Source organism: Micromonospora ureilytica, from assembly GCF_015751765.1.
Classification (GTDB): Bacteria; Actinomycetota; Actinomycetes; order Mycobacteriales; family Micromonosporaceae; genus Micromonospora; species Micromonospora ureilytica.
The window spans coordinates 3,907,270-3,922,197 of sequence record NZ_JADOTX010000001.1 but is presented as its reverse complement, the minus strand read 5'-3'; the positions used below and the strand labels follow the sequence as shown (position 1 = coordinate 3,922,197).

At 71.6% G+C, this 14,928-nt stretch carries 13 protein-coding genes; 8 read left to right on the top strand and 5 right to left on the bottom strand.

All coding sequences use genetic code 11. The features are described from left to right. Positions 1–18: 18 nt before the first annotated feature. The 4 genes from IW248_RS17635 to IW248_RS17620 form a co-directional block, all read right to left on the bottom strand. A complete protein-coding gene (locus tag IW248_RS17635; RefSeq protein WP_196927875.1) occupies positions 19–903 on the bottom strand; it encodes an amino acid ABC transporter permease in 885 nt (294 codons plus the stop codon). Then, the gene (locus IW248_RS17630; protein ID WP_196927874.1) at positions 903–1,577 is read right to left on the bottom strand and encodes an amino acid ABC transporter permease; all 675 of its coding nucleotides are present in this window, start codon (positions 1,575–1,577) and stop codon (positions 903–905) included. Before IW248_RS17630 ends, IW248_RS17635 begins: the two co-directional genes overlap by 1 nt. Before the next feature lie 84 nt (positions 1,578–1,661). Further along, on the bottom strand, positions 1,662–2,528 hold the full coding sequence (locus tag IW248_RS17625) for a glutamate ABC transporter substrate-binding protein (RefSeq protein WP_196927873.1): 867 nt from the start codon (positions 2,526–2,528) through the stop codon (positions 1,662–1,664). A gap of 57 nt (positions 2,529–2,585) precedes the next feature. After that, positions 2,586–3,341, bottom strand: coding sequence for an amino acid ABC transporter ATP-binding protein (locus IW248_RS17620; protein ID WP_196927872.1), 756 nt, complete (start codon positions 3,339–3,341; stop codon positions 2,586–2,588). Between the two features lie 195 nt (positions 3,342–3,536). Here IW248_RS17620 and selD point away from each other — a divergent pair, with 195 nt between their 5' ends. Beyond that, positions 3,537–4,526, top strand: coding sequence for a selenide, water dikinase SelD (selD, locus tag IW248_RS17615; protein WP_196927871.1), 990 nt, complete (start codon positions 3,537–3,539; stop codon positions 4,524–4,526). Positions 4,527–4,756: 230 nt separating this feature from the next. Next, positions 4,757–5,236: a hypothetical protein gene (locus IW248_RS17610; RefSeq protein WP_124817656.1), complete on the top strand. Its 480-nt coding sequence runs from the start codon at positions 4,757–4,759 to the stop codon at positions 5,234–5,236. A gap of 48 nt (positions 5,237–5,284) precedes the next feature. Here the strand turns inward: IW248_RS17610 and IW248_RS17605 are convergent, their stop codons facing one another. Beyond that, positions 5,285–5,533, bottom strand: a complete 249-nt coding sequence (locus tag IW248_RS17605) for a DUF2277 family protein (RefSeq protein WP_124817658.1) — start codon at positions 5,531–5,533, stop codon at positions 5,285–5,287. A gap of 164 nt (positions 5,534–5,697) precedes the next feature. Here IW248_RS17605 and IW248_RS17600 point away from each other — a divergent pair, with 164 nt between their 5' ends. The 6 genes from IW248_RS17600 (at position 5,698) to fxsT (ending at position 14,871) form a co-directional block, all read left to right on the top strand. Next, positions 5,698–5,886, top strand: coding sequence for a hypothetical protein (locus tag IW248_RS17600; RefSeq protein WP_124817660.1), 189 nt, complete (start codon positions 5,698–5,700; stop codon positions 5,884–5,886). Positions 5,887–5,949: 63 nt separating this feature from the next. Further along, entirely contained in the window at positions 5,950–8,217 is a 2,268-nt protein-coding gene (locus IW248_RS17595) for an FxsB family cyclophane-forming radical SAM/SPASM peptide maturase (RefSeq protein WP_307788027.1), read from the top strand. Then, positions 8,201–9,025 carry an AAC(3) family N-acetyltransferase gene (locus IW248_RS17590; RefSeq protein ID WP_307788025.1) on the top strand — a complete coding sequence of 275 codons (825 nt, stop codon included), beginning with the start codon at positions 8,201–8,203 and terminating at the stop codon, positions 9,023–9,025. Before IW248_RS17595 ends, IW248_RS17590 begins: the two co-directional genes overlap by 17 nt. 52 nt (positions 9,026–9,077) lie before the next feature. Beyond that, the gene (locus IW248_RS17585; protein WP_196927869.1) at positions 9,078–9,737 is read left to right on the top strand and encodes a TIR-like protein FxsC; all 660 of its coding nucleotides are present in this window, start codon (positions 9,078–9,080) and stop codon (positions 9,735–9,737) included. Further along, positions 9,734–11,005 carry a TIR-like protein FxsC gene (locus IW248_RS17580; RefSeq protein WP_196927868.1) on the top strand — a complete coding sequence of 424 codons (1,272 nt, stop codon included), beginning with the start codon at positions 9,734–9,736 and terminating at the stop codon, positions 11,003–11,005. Before IW248_RS17585 ends, IW248_RS17580 begins: the two co-directional genes overlap by 4 nt. Beyond that, positions 11,002–14,871 (top strand): FxSxx-COOH system tetratricopeptide repeat protein, encoded by a 3,870-nt coding sequence (gene fxsT / locus IW248_RS17575; protein ID WP_196927867.1) that lies wholly within the window; start codon positions 11,002–11,004, stop codon positions 14,869–14,871. The genes IW248_RS17580 and fxsT overlap by 4 nt, the downstream gene beginning before the upstream one ends. Positions 14,872–14,928 lie beyond the last annotated feature (57 nt).

The window sequence follows — 14,928 nt, the reverse complement described above, 5'->3', positions numbered from 1 at the left end:
GGCCGCCCAGGTCGCAGGTCAGCCCTGCGGTTCACTGACGGTGTTGCCGCCGACCGGAGTGGCACCGGTGGCGATCCGCCGCTGCGCGCGGAAGCCACGCTGACGGCTGCGCCGGTCCAGCCAGTTGGCCAGCGCGGTGAGCAGTGAGTTGATCACGATGTAGATCGCGGCCACCACGATCGCCGCGGCGACGATGTTGCCCTTGTTCGCGGCGAGGTCGTTGACCCCGCGCTGGAGCAGTTCCGGGAAGGCGACGATGTAGCCGAGCGCGGTGTCCTTGAGCAGCACCACCAACTGGCTGACGATGACCGGCAGCATGGCCCGGGCGGCCTGCGGGACGAGGATCAGCTGCATGACCTGGCTCTTGCGCATGCCGATGGCGTATGCGGCCTCGGACTGACCGCCGGGCAGTGAGCGGATTCCCGCCCGGAACGCCTCCGCGAGGACCGAGCCGTTGTAGAGGGTCAGCCCGATCACGACGGCCCAGAAGGCGGTCACCGGCCCCTTGATCACGAACGGCACGCCGTAGAAGATGAAGAAGATCATGAGGAGCAGCGGAACGGCGCGGAAGAACTCGACCACGGCGCCGGACGGGATGCTGATCCAGCGACGCTCGGAGAGCCGGCCGACCGCGAAGATGATGCCGAACGCCAACGAGAGCACCATGCCGACCGCAGCCGCCCAGAGTGTGGCGAGCAGACCGGGCCCGATGAACTGAGTCCAGGTGGTGGCCTCGGTGAAGGGCTTCCAGAGCTGCCCCTCCCACTGGCCCGCCTCGTCGAACTTCGAGTAGATCCACCAGAGCAGCCCGGCCAGGGCGACACCGAAGACGACGCTCAGTACCGCGTTACGGATCCGTGCCCGAGGCCCCGGGTGGTCGTAAAGGACGGAGTCGGTGCTCATCAGCGCTTCACCGCCAGTCGGTTGGCCAGCCAGCCGAAGGCGTAGCCGGTGGGGATCAGGAACGCGGCGAACGTGCCGGCGAAGACCAGGAAGATCATGATGACCGCGTCGCCGTTGTCATTGATCAGCTGCTTCATCACGTTCGAGGACTCCATCAAACCGATCGTGCCGACGATCGTGGCGTTCTTGCAGAGCGCGATCAGGATGCTGCCCAGCGGCGCGATCACGGAGCGCGTGGCCTGGGGCAGCACCACGATCCGTAGGGTCTGGGCGAAGGAGAGGCCGATCGCCCGGGCCGCCTCGGCCTGCCCGGCAGGCACGGTGTTGACCCCGGATCGCAGCGCCTCGCAGACGAAGGAAGCCGTGTACACCGACAGGCCGATCACCCCGAGCCAGAAGTTGTTCAGGTCCAGGTCGTCGGAGAGGGTCAGGCCGAGCGTGGAGTACAGCCCGAAGAAGCAGAAGAAGACGACCAGGGTGAGCGGCGTGTTACGGAAGATGTTGACCCAGACTGTTCCGAAACCGCGCAGCACGGGAACCGGCGAGACCCGCATGGCGGCGAGCAGCACGCCGAGTGTCAGCGCGAACACCGCCGACGCGCCGGTCAGCTTGAGGATCCAGATAAAGCCCGACAGGTAGGCGTCGAAGTTAGTCGGATCGGCGAATACGTGCATGCGTCCGCTCCCGGGGGCAGGTCGTCGGCGTCGTCACGGGCCGGGGGCCGACACCCGTGTCCGGATGTCGGCCCCCGGGACCGGTCAGACGCTGCTGCAGTTGGTCAGCTTGGTGGTGTCCAGCTCGGGCGCGGCCTTGCCGCTCTTGCCCAGACTGGTGTCCCACGCGGCCTTGTAGGTGCCGTCGGCGGCGGCGGCCTTGAGGATCTCGTTGACCTTCTCGCAGCCGTCCTTGTCATCCTTCTTCAGGCCGATGCCGTAGGGCTCGGTGGAGAAGGTCTTGCCGACGACCTTGAACTTGCCGGCGAACTGGGACTGGGCGGCGTAGCCGGCGAGGATGATGTCATCCGTGGTGACGGCGTCGACCTGGCCGTTCGCCAGCAGCGGCAGGCACTTCGAGTACGCGTCGAACTGCTGCAGCTTGGCCTTCGGGTAGTCCGACTGGATCCGCTTGGCGGGCGTGGATCCCGAGGCCGAGCAGACCTTCTTGCCCTCCAGGCCCTCGGGCCCGGTGATCGTCGAGTCGGCCTTGACGAGCAGGTCCTGGCCGGCGATGAAGTACGGGCCGGCGAAGTTGACCTTCTGCTTGCGCTCGTCGTTGATGGTGTACGTCGCCACCACCAGGTCGACGGTGCCCTGCTGGATGAAGGGCTCCCGGTTGTTGGAGACCGTCGTCTTCCACTCGATGTTGTTCGCGTCGACGCCGAGACCCTTGGCGATGATCTTGCCAATCTCGATGTCGAAGCCCTCGTACTGGCTTCCGGTCTGCAGACCCAGGCCAGGCTGGTCGGCCTTGACGCCGATCACGAGCTTCTTCTGGCTCTCTGCCTTGCCGACGATGCCCTTGGCGCCCGAGCTGCCGGTGCTGCCGCCTTCGTCCCCGCCGCAGGCGGTCATGGTGACGGCCAGAGCCGCGACCGCGGCGACTGCCGCAATGCGCTTCATACGCATACTCTTCTCCTTCTTCAACGGAGCCCACCGAGGTGCGGCACGCTCCACTACGGACGCCTAGTGCGTGAGGATCTTGGAGAGGAAGTCCTTGGCCCGGTCGCTGCGCGGGTTCTCGAAGAACTCCGCCGGGGACGCGTCCTCGACGAGCTTGCCGTCGGCCATGAAGATGACCCGGTTCGCCGCGTGCCGGGCGAAGCCCATCTCGTGGGTCACCACGACCATCGTCATGCCGTCACTGGCCAGCGAGGTCATCACGTCCAGCACCTCGCCGACCATCTCCGGGTCCAGGGCGCTGGTCGGCTCGTCGAAGAGCATCGCCTTGGGCTGCATCGCCAGTGCCCGGGCGATGGCCGCCCGCTGCTGCTGACCGCCGGAGAGCTGGGCCGGGAACTTGTCCGCCTGGTTGGCGATGCCGACCCGCTCGAGCAGGGCCAGGCCGCGCTCGCGGGCGGCGGTCGGCTTCTCCTTGCGGACCTTGATCGGGCCGAGGGTGACGTTCTCCAGGATGGTCTTGTGCGCGAAGAGGTTGAAGGACTGGAAGACCATGCCCACCTCGCTGCGCAGCTTCGCGAGGGGCTTGCCCTCGGCCGGCAGCGGCTGACCGTCGAAGGTGATGGTGCCCGAGTTGATCGGTTCCAGTCGGTTGATCGTGCGGCACAGCGTCGACTTGCCGGAGCCGGACGGGCCGATCACCACGACCACCTCGCCCCGACCCACCGACAGTGAGACGTCGTCCAGCACGTGCAGCGGCCCGAACCACTTGTTGACCGCGTCCAGCACGATGAGCGGTTCGCCCGTCGTCACGTCGTCCACCGTCCCCTGTCGTCTCCCGGATCGGGGTCGGTTGACCCCCGGTGCGGCCACTGTAGGCGGCCTGATGTGGCAGAACGCAACCCAGCGGGTCACGGAGCGGTAACACCGGTCACGATCGTTGTCGGGCGTCCGATTTCGGTCAGCGACTGGGTGGTCATGGTGGCGATCGTGGCGCCTTGTCGAGATCATGGGGGGATGACCGAACCCGTACGGTTGACCAAGTACGCGCGCGGCGGCGGCTGCGCCTGCAAGATCCCGCCAGGTGAGCTGGAGATCATGGTGGCCGGTCTCGGCCCGGCGACCGGTACCGCCGAGCTGCTGGTCGGGTTGGATCATGGCGACGACGCGGCGGTGGTGCGTCTCGATGAGCGGACCGGCCTGGTCAGCACCGCCGACTTCTTCACCCCGGTGGTCGACGACGCGTACGACTGGGGTCGGATCGCGGCGGCCAACGCCCTCTCCGACGTGTACGCGATGGGCGGCACCCCGCTGGTGGCGCTCAACCTGCTCTGCTGGCCGCGCGACGTGCTGCCGTTGGAGTTGGCCCGTGAGGTGCTGCGCGGCGGCCAGGACGTGGCGCGGGAGGCCGGTTGTCACCTGGCCGGCGGGCACAGCGTGGACGACGACGGCCCGAAGTACGGTCTCGCGGTCACCGGCACGGTCCGACCGGAGGAGTTGATCACCCTCGACGCCGGGCGGGCCGGGGTGCCGTTGTCGCTGACCAAGCCGCTCGGGGTGGGTGTGCTGAACACCCGGCACAAGGCGACAGGTGAGAGCTTCCCGGAGGCGGTGGCCTCGATGAGCGCGCTCAATCGGGACGCGGCCCGTGCGGCGGTCGCCGCCGGCATCCGGTGCGGCACCGACGTGACCGGGTTCGGGTTGCTCGGGCACGCCTCGAAGCTGGCCCGGGCCAGCCAGCTCACGGTGGCCATCGACACCGCCCGGGTGCCCTATCTGGCCGGCGCGCGCGAGGCGTTGCGCGACGGGTTCGTCAGCGGCGGCAGCCGGCGCAACCTGGACTGGGTGACCCCGTGGACCGACTTCGGCGCGGCGGACGAGGGCGAGCGGCTGCTCCTGGCCGACGCGCAGACCTCCGGTGGCCTGCTTGTCGCGGGCGAGGTGCCCGGCGCCCCGGTGGTGGGCGAGCTGTTGCCCCGTGGGGAGCACCGGATCGTCCTGCGCTGACCGGGGGCCTGTGACCCGCGGGAGGACACGCGCCGGCGGTGGTGCGGATGGCGCACCATACCCGATAAACTGTCACCTTCCCGCTACTCCGAGCAATGCCGCTCAGGGAAATTTTGCCCGGAATGGTCACAGACCGGTAACTTGCCCCCGGCTGGGGTCAAATGCCCCCCACCATCGTGTGTAAGGCCCGATCCGGAGGCCGGTGGGGACGAACGCAGCGAGGAGGCGGAATGACCGAGCTGTGGAACTGGAGAATCGACGGGGCTCAACCCGTGGAGGTCTACCCGGCGTTGGCCGAGGCGCTTGGTCGGGTGGTGATGCCGTTGGCGGTGGCCGACCCGGCGCGGCTGCCGGCGTACGCGGTGGTGTGTGACGTCTGGCTGGCGCCGGGCGAGTTCGCGACGGTGGTGGACTGCTACGGGGTGCCCGAGCAGCTCTCCGAGCACGCGAGCATCGCCGCACTGGCCCGATTGCTGGGCCGCAACTGCCTGTTGCGCGACGACACGCTCGACGCGGGCCGGCACCTGCTCGTCGCCCCGGACGGCACGGTCCGTCCGGTGCACTTCGACGTGCGGGACACCGAGGACGGTGAGGTGCTCAGCAGGTTGCGGCTCTGCTCACTTGGCGACCCGGGTTGTCGGGGCTGGTCGCAGTGCCACCGCTCGCGCTGGGCGCCGGACACTGTCGCACCGGCGCTCGCCGCGGCCTGACCCTCGTCGGGGTCAGGCCCGGCCGGGTGCCGTGCCGGTGGACGGCGATCAGTTGGAGGCGGTGGCCGACCGGTCGGTGGTGCCCGATCCGGCACCCCGCACCACCAGTTGGTCGAGCAGGGTGCGCGTCGCCTCGGCCACGGCGGCCACCGCGGCGTCGAACGCGGCGGCGTTGTGCGCGGCGGGCGCCCGGAAGCCAGAGATCTTCCGGACGTACTGCAACGCCGCCGCCTCGACGTCCGCGTCGGTCACCTGCGGGGTGAACGGTTCACGCAGCGTCTTGATGCTCCGGCACATGTCAGCTCCTCCTTCGTTCACCGCGGTCTGCACCCGCCGTGCCGGCGATGGTACCGACGGTGACACTGGGTCGATAGTTGTCTATCCTGGGCACGGACCAGAGCCGTTCGAGCCACAGCCGCCGCTCTCGCGCTCCCAGCGCCCCGGGCCCCCGGAGACTCATTGTGGACCATGCCCCCGCCCGCTCATCCCGTCCCGACCTAGACGATCTCACGCGTAGCCTGCACACCCCGCTGGAACGGATCGCCGTCGAGCACGCCGATCTGATCGAGGCGGTGCGCAGGCGCGTGGTCACGAACGACTCCGTGCCGTCCGGCATAGTGGCCGTCGCCGCCTTCAACTCGTCCATCTGAACGATGGTCTGCCGGTGCGGTCCGCCCGGAGTGGGCGGATCCTGCCGGCCGATCAGCCAGTTCGTGCTGAAGGTGCACAGCCGGTGTGACCTCAGCTGCGACCACTGCTACATCTACCAGCACGCCGACCAGACCTGGCGTGGCCGTCCGACGCGGATGCCGCCGGCCACGGTCAAGGCCGCCGCGCGACGGATCGCCGAGCACGCCCGCGAGCACGGGTTGCCGGTCGTGCACGTGGTGCTGCACGGGGGCGAGCCGTTGCTCCTGGGCGCCGCCGGGTTGCGGGAGGCGCTGGCCGAGCTGCGCTCGGCAATCACCCCCTGGGCGCGGCTCGACCTGCGCATGCAGACCAACGGCGTGCTGCTCGACGAGGAGCTGTGCCGGCTGTTCGTCGAGTACGACCTGCGGGTCGGCGTGTCCTTCGACGGCGACCGCGCGGCCAACGACCGCCACCGGGTCTTCGCCCACGGCGGCAGCAGTCACGACCACGTCCGGCGGGCGCTGGCCCTGCTCCGGCGGCCGGAACACCGCACCAGCTACGCCGGCATCCTCTGCACTGTCGACGTCCGCAACGATCCCGACCGGGTGTACGAGGCGCTGCTGGCCGAGAGCCCGCCCCGGGTCGACCTGCTGCTGCCCCACGCCACCTGGGACCAACCCCCGGAGCGCCCCGGCCCCGACCCCACCCCGTACGCCGACTGGTTGGGGCGGCTGCACCGGCGGTGGGTGGACGACGGGCGCCCGGTGTCGATCCGGATGTTCGAGGCGCTGCGCCCGGGTGGCGGCGGCACCGAGGCGTTCGGCCTCGCGCCGGCCGACGTGCTGGTCATCGAGGCGGACGGCAGTTGGGAGCAGGTCGACTCGCTGAAGACCGCGTACCACGGCGCGGCCGACACCGGGTTCGACGTGTTCGACCACTCGGTGGACGAGGTCGCACGGCACCCAGGGGTCGCCGTCCGGCAGGACGGCGTGGACGGGCTCTGCCTGACCTGCCGGTCGTGCCCGGTGGTCGACAGGTGCGGCGGCGGCCTGTACGCCCACCGCTGGCGCACCGGCTCCGGCTTCGACAACCCCTCGGTGTACTGCGCCGACCTGCTCCGCCTGATCGACACCGTGGACGCCCACCCGCCGCCCACCCCCGCCACCTTGCCGGCCACCTCGCCCGTCGACGAGGTGCTCGACGACCTGGCGACCGGGCACGGGTCGGCGTCGACGCTCGCGCTGCTCGCCGCCACCCAGCTCTCCATCACCCGGGCGCTGCTGGCGGCCTGTCGGGACCGGTCCGGCGCCACGGCCGCCTGGGACCTGCTCGTCCACCTCGACCAGGCGGCGCCGGAGGCGGTCCGGGCCGTCCTGGCGCACCCGTTCGTCCGGCCCGCTCTGGTGCATCGCCTCGACTCGTCCGTCCTGCCCGGCCTCGGCGCGGCAGTCGACCCACTGCCGGCCCTCGCCATCGCCGCGGCCGTGCGGGCCGGTGTCCCGGCCGCGTTGCACGTCCCGGTGCGGGCCGACGCGATCACGTTGCCCACGCTCGGCAGCCTGGTGCTGCCCGGCCTGGGGGAGAGCGCCGAGGTGACCGTCCGGCCCGGCGGGTTCCAGGTCCGGGGCGGGTCGGTCGAGCAGACGGTGCTCCTCGATCCGCCGGCGCCGCCGCCGACCGGCTGGCTTCCGACCCGCGACGTGTCGGTGCCCGGTGGCCGGTTGCTCCTGGAGGACGGCGACCCCTACCGCGACTGCTACGGCCAGCCGGTGGAGTCCCGGCTGGAGGTTCCGGCGGCGCGGGCGTTGGGCCGTACCCTGGCGGATGCCTGGCGGGTCGTGCACCGGGACGTGCCGGCGCACGCGGCGGCGCTCGACGGCGGTCTGCGCGCCGTGGTGCCGTTGGCGCCCGACCCGGCGCGACCCCTGCGGAGCGCGACCGCCCGGCACGCGTTCGGCGCGGTCGCCGTCACCCCCCATCCCGACCCGGAGACGATGGCGGTGCTGCTCGTGCACGAGTGGCAGCACGCGAAGCTGGGTGCCGTGCTCGACCTGTACGACCTGGTCGAACCCGGGCAGGGCATCCGGATCCGGGTGCCCTGGCGCCCCGACCCGCGGCCTCCGGAGGGGGTGCTCCAGGGCGTCTACGCCCACCTCGCCGTCACCCAGGTCTGGCAGTCCCGGGCCGCCACCGACCAGCCGGACGCGTCGGCGCACGCGGCCCACTTCCTGGGGTGGACCCGGGACGGCGTCGACGCGCTGCTGGCCAGCCGGTCGCTCACCGCGGCGGGTGAGCGGTTCGTCGCCCAGCTGCGCCACGGGCTGGAGGGGACCCGTGTCGGGTCCAGATGAGCACCCACCGCCCAGACTGGGCCGTCCCCGCCTCGCCGACGACCTGCGGGCGCTGGGCGTACGCCCGGGGGTGTGCCTACTCGTGCACTGCGGCCTCCGTCGGGTGGGCCCGTTGGAGCACGGCCCCGCGACCCTCGCCGGCGCGCTGCGCGACGTCCTCGGCCCGGCCGGCACGCTGCTGGTGCCCACCCACACCGACGGTAACTCGACAACCTCCCGGGCCCACCTGGCGGCCACCGCGGGAATGGACCGGGCGCGGCGTGAGCGGTACGAGGCGGCGCTGCCGGGGTGGGACCGCCGGACCACCCCCTCCCAGCGGATGGGTGCGCTCGCCGAGTACGTCCGGTGCATCCCCGGTGCGGTGCGCAGTGACCATCCGCAGACCTCCTTCACCGCGCTCGGCCCCCGGGCCCGGCAGCTCACCGACGGCCACGACCTCACCTGCCACCTGGGGGAACGCTCACCGGTTGGCGGCCTCTACGCGGCGGACGGGCAGATCCTGCTGCTCGGCCTCGGCTACGAGGCGTGCACCGGCCTGCACCTGGCCGAGTACCGGCTGCCGGTGCCGCTACCCGAGCGCGACTACCACTGCTTCCGGCTCGTCGACGGGCGGCGAGTGCGCCTCGACTTCCGGGCCCTCGACCTGGACGACCGGGACTTCCCGAAGGTGGGTGCGGCGCTCGACGAGACGCCGTTGGTGCGGCGCGGTCGGGTGGGGCGGGCCAACGCCCGCCTCCTGCCGGCGCGAGCCGCTGTCGACTTCGCGACTGCCTGGTTCGCCGCGAACCGGTTGGCGGCGCAACGTTGACGCGGGGACTACGCTGATGATCCGGCCGCGTGGGGAGGGCGGAGGGGCAGCGGTGAGCACAGTGGACGCACCCTCCAGAGCACGCGCCCCGCTCTTCTTCATCAGCTATTCGCGGGCGCCGGTCGGCCGGGCCACCGGCAAACCCGCCGAGTACGTCTCCCGATTCTTCGAGGACCTCTCCGTCCACGTCAGTGAGTTGGTCGGCCCGGTGACCGGAGTGGACGCCGGCTTCCTGGACACCTCCATCGCCGGCGGCGAACGCTGGAGCCCGGAGCTTCTCCAGGCCGCCGGCACCTGCCAGGTCTTCGTTCCTCTGGTGTCCAGCGCGCTGCTCGGCAGCGACTGGTGTGGCCGGGAGTGGGACGCGTTCTCCCGCCGACGGATCACCCCGCTACACAGCTCCGCCTCGATCCACGAGACGGCGATCGTGCCGGTCACCTGGTCGCCGACGAACGGCACGGCACTGCCTCGGGTGCTCCGCGACATCCAGCGCTTCTCCCCGACCGCGATGCCGGATCCCGACATCGCGGTGCACTACCAGCGGGACGGGGTCTATGGCTTGCTGACCATGCAGTGGGAGAACGCGTACCGGGCGGTGGTCTGGCGGCTGGCGCAGCGGATCGTGGCCATCCACCGGTCGTACCTGGTCGAGCCCTGGGTGCCGGCGAGCGTGGACGAGCTGTGCAACAGGTTCGCCGAGGAGCCGCAGTGAGCCCGCCGACGGACCGGCGCCGATCGGGCGCGCGCGGGACGTACTTCTTCCTGAGCTACGCCCACTCGGCGCCGCGGCCGGGCGCCCGTGCCGACGCCGACGTCTGGGTCGGCCAGTTCTTCGCCGACCTGACCGACGAGGTGCGACGCCAGGCGCGACCGGTCGCCGGGATGCGGATCGGCTTCTTCGACCAGCACATCCCGTTGGGCGCCGACTGGAAGGCCGCGCTCGCCGAGGCGCTCGGTGACGCCGAGGTCTTCGTCCCGCTCTACTCACCCGGCTACTTCAAGCGTCCCTGGGCGCTGGGGGAGCAGGAGTCCTTCCGGGCCCGGCTGGCCGCCGCCGGGTCGACCCGGGTCACCGCCGGCCATCTCACTCCGGTGCTGTGGATACCGTCCCCCCCGTGGGAGGCCCATCCGGAGCTGGACGCCGCCCTGGACCTGGGCCGGGACGTCCCGGAGTACGCCGCCGACGGCCTGCGCGCGTTCTGCATGCTGGCCTCCTACCGCGCCCAGTACGAGCTCCTGCTGAGCCGCCTGGCGAGCCGGATCGTGCACACCGCCGAGCGGCGACCGATGGGCCCGTCCCGGGCGCCCGGTCTGGACGAGGTCGTCCGTCCGGCGCCGACCGATCCGGACTTCGTCGTCGCCGTCCTGGCCCCGACCCGGGACCGGCTGCCGACCGATCGCGACCCCGCCGGCTACGCCGCCAGCGGCCGGCTCTGGCGGCCGTACGGGCGCAGCCAGCAACTGCCCGCCGCCGAGTACGCGGCCAGCACCGCCGAGCGGCTGGGGCTGTCGGCCCGTACCGAGGACTTCGCGCAGGCCTCCGCGCTGCTGGATCGGCGGCCGGCCGTGCTGCTTGTCGACCCGTGGATCGCGGCGGCGCCGGACGCGGCCGAGGTTCTCGCCCGCATGCTGCACGGCCTGCGGGAGTGGGTCGTTCCGCTGGTCGTCACCGATGACGACGACACCCAGGACGTCACCCGTTGGGCCACCGAGGTGACCCAGTTGCTGAGCGACGCCGGTCGGCCCCAGGTGAAGCGCGCGTGCAGCATGCCGGAGTTCGTCGACCTGATGCCGGCGTTGGTCACCGAGGCACGCCGCCAGTTCCTCAAGTACGGCCCGGTCGTCTCCTTCGAATCACCGCCGGAGCCGGTGCCGAGCCTGCGTGACGGCCTGCCCGCGGCCGGCTCGACAGTTTCCACCGACCCCGCGTTCCCGCCTGATGATCCGGCCCCACCGCGTCCCCACGGAGAAAACCGATGAACAACGATCGCGAAGGCCAGGTCGTCACCTTCTACTCGTTCAAGGGTGGGACGGGCCGGACGATGGCGCTGGCCAACGTGGCCTGGATCCTGGCGGCCAGCGGCCGGCGGGTGCTCGTCGCCGACTGGGACCTGGAGTCACCCGGTCTGCACCGCTTCTTCCACCCGTTCCTCGACGCCGAGGCGATCCAGGGCACCAGCGGTGTGATCGACATGATCCGCGACTACGAGTGGGAGACCACCCGGGTCGACGACCGGCCGGACCGCTGGATGGAGCAGTACGCCCGGGTCGGGCGGCACGCGTTCTCGCTGCGCTGGAACTTCCCCGAAGGCGGCGGCCTCGACTTCCTCTCCGCCGGCCGGCAGAACAGCGACTACGCCGTCTCGGTGAGCGGGCTGGACTGGGACAACTTCTACAACCGGCTGGGCGGGGCGCAGTTCTTCGAGGCGCTGCGGGCGGACATGAAGCGCCAGTACGACTTCACCCTGATCGACAGCCGGACGGGGTTGAGCGACGTCGCCGACATCTGCACCCTGCACCTACCGGACACTCTGGTCGACTGTTTCACGCTCAGCGACCAGGGCATCGACGGCGCGGCCCGGGTGGCGCACTCGGTACGGGACCGGTACCGGCGGCGCGACATTCGGGTCCTGCCGGTGCCGATGCGGGTCGACCAGGCCGAGAAGGAACGGGCCGAGGCGGGCCGCCTGCTGGCCATGCGTCGGTTCGCCGGGTTGCCGGCCGGCATGACCGAGGCGGAACGGCGGCGTTACTGGGCCGCGGTGGAGGTCCCGTACCGGCCGTTCTACGCGTACGAGGAGACCCTCGCCACGTTCGGCGATCCGCCGGGCTCACCGACGTCGCTGCTGGCCGCGTTCGAGACGTTGACCGGGATCCTCACCGACGGCGCGGTGACCGCGCTGCCCGTGATGGACGAGTCGGTGCGGGAGCGGGGCAAGGCCCGGTTCCGCCGACGCACCGAGGCGATCGACGATCAGATCGTGCTCCGGTACGCGCCGGAGGACGCCATCTGGGCCGAGTGGCTGGAGCGGGTGCTCAGTTCGGCCGGGCTGCGGGTGGTGGAGCCGACGGCCGCCGTCGGGTCCGCCGGTACGCCGGCCCCGCGCACGCTGACAGTGGTCTCGCCGGCCTACGTGGCGACGCCGTCCGGTGGTCTGCCCGACCGCGACACGAGCACCGGCTCGACGGCCCTGGCCGTGTACGTCGCCGACCTGCGCCCGTTGGCGGAATTTCCGTCCCAGAGTTCCACCAATCTGGTCAACGTCAGCGCCGCGACCGCCGTGGAGCGGGTGTTGCGGCTGGTCGGCCGGCCGGTGCCGTCGTCGGCGGACGGGCCGGCGGGCGGGTCCACCCGCTACCCCGGCACGGAGCCGTTGATCTTCAACGCCCCCAACCGGAACGCCCGGTTCACCGGCCGGGAGGACGACCTGGCGCGGCTGCGCGCGCAGTTGCAGAGCGGGGGCAGCGCGGTGGTGCTGCCGGTCGCCCTGCAGGGCATGGGCGGTGTCGGTAAGACCCAGGTGGCGCTGGAATACGTGCACCGGTTCAAGGCCGCGTACGACGTGGTCTGGTGGATCGTGGCGGACCCGCCGCAGTTCGTCGACACCGCCCTCGCCGACCTCGCCGGTCGCCTCGGCATCCTCGTCGGGCCGACCCTGCCCGACACGGTCCGGTCGGTGCTCCAGGTGCTCGGCCGTGGTGAGCCGTACGAGCGGTGGCTGGTCGTGCTCGACAACGCCGAGGAGCTCGACCAGATCGAGCCCTTCCTGCCGCAGGGCCCCGGGCACGTCCTGCTGACCTCCCGCAACCGCGCCTGGGGTGACCGGGCGAACCCGATCCAGGTGGACGTCTTCGACCGCACCGAGAGCGTGGCGCACCTCGCCCAGCGGGTGCCCACGATCAGCGCCGAGGAGGCCGACCGGGTGGCCGAGGCGCTCGGCGACCTGCCGATCGCGGTGGCCGCGGCGGGCGCCTGGCTCGCCGACACCGGCACGTCGGTCGCCGACTACCTGAGGCAGATCGAGCGGCACGGTCCCAGCGCGCTCTCCGTGGAGGCGACCTGGGATCTGTCGCTGAACCGGCTGCTCGAGCAGGCGCCCGCCGCGTACCGGCTGTTGCAGCTCTGCTCGGTGCTGGCCCCCGAGATCGCCCTCGAACTCATCTACAGCGACGAGATGGCGGCGGCCCTGGTGCCGTTCGACCCGTCGGTGTCGGAGCGGCTCGTGCGCGGCGCCCTGGTCCAGCAGATCAACCGCCTGGCACTGCTCAAACTCGACGTCCAGGGCGGTCGGGTGCAGGTGCACCGGCTGTTGCAGGCGGTGGTCCGCGACCGGATGACCGACGACGAGATCACCGCCGCCCGACACCAGGTGCACCTGGTGCTGGCCGCGTCCCGGCCCCGGGGCGACGTGGACGACCCGACCACCTGGGCTCGGCTGCGCATGCTCTGGCCGCACCTGGAGGTCTCCGAGGCGCTTACCTGTCCGGAGGAGCCGGTGTGTCAGCTGCTCATCGACCGGGTCCGTTATCTGTGGCAGCGCGGCGGTCTGGACCAGGCCGACGTGTTCAGCCAGGAGGTGGACGACACCTGGAGCGCTCGGCTCGGCGACACGCACGACGAGGTCGAGGCCTCGGCGCTGGGCCGACAGTTGTTGCACCTGCGGTTCAACCGGGCGAACATCCTGCGCAGCCTGGGCCGGTTCAACGAGGCCCGGGACCTGGACGAGGCGGTGCTGGCCGAGCAACGCCGGCTGCTGGGCCCGCTGCATCCGCACAGTCTGATGACCGCCGGCAGCCTCGGCGGTGACCTGCGGGCGCTCGGCCGCTACGCCGAGGCCCTGGATCGGGACCGGTCCACCTACGCCTCCTGGCTGCAGGTGTTCGGCGAGGACCACCCCCGGACGCTGAGCGCGGCCAACAACCTCGCCGTGTCGTACCGGCTGGTCGGCGACTACCGGTCGGCCCGTCGATGGGACGACGAGGTGCACCAGCGGCGGCGGCTGGTGCTCGGCCCCACGCATCCCTACACCCTCGTCTCCGCCGTGCGGCTGGGCAGCGACCTGCGGGAGGCCGGCGAGTACGAGAGGTCGGCCACCCTGCTGCGCACGGTGTACGAGACGTACTGCGAGGTGCTCGGGCCGGATGACGGCCAGAGCCTCGCCGCTCAGGTCAACCTGGCGGTGTCGCTGCGCAGCTCCGGTCGGGGCAGCGAGGCCACGCCGATGTTCGAGACGGCCTACCGCGAACTCGACGAACGCTTCGGTCCGGACAACCCGGACACTGTGGCGTGCCGGTCGAGTCGCGCGGCGAACCTGTTGGCCGTCGGCGACGCGGCTCGGGCCCTGACCGAGATGAACGCCGTGCGCCAGGCGTTCGAGGAGTTGCTCCGGCTCGGCCCGGAGCACCCGCACGCCCTGGCGACGGTGAGCAACATCTCGGCGGCGGAGCGCGCGCTCGGGCGCAGGTCGGACGCACTCGCGTCGGCGTCCCGGGCGGTCGGCGAGTTGCGCAAGGTGCTCGGGCCGGACCACCCGCACACCCTCGCGGCGGAGGTCAACCAGGCGGTGTGTCTCGCCGAGGAGGGTGACTGGGAGTCGGCGCGGGACCGGCTGCGGGAGACCGCCGGCCGACTGGCCGCGGTGATCGGTGCGGACCACCCCGACACGCTGCGCTGCCTCGGCGATCTCGCCCTGGTGGCGAGGCGGGCCGGCGACGGCCCGGCCACCGAGGACGTCGGCGCCGTTGCGGACCGGCTGGCCGAGGTGATCGGTCTGGAACATCCCACCGTGCAGACCCTGCGCGAACGGCGGTTCGTGGTCCGGGTGATCGACCCACACACGATCTGACCCGGTCGTTCGGCGGGCGGGTCGGGTGGCGGGGCCGGCCCGTCGGCCCGGCTGGGC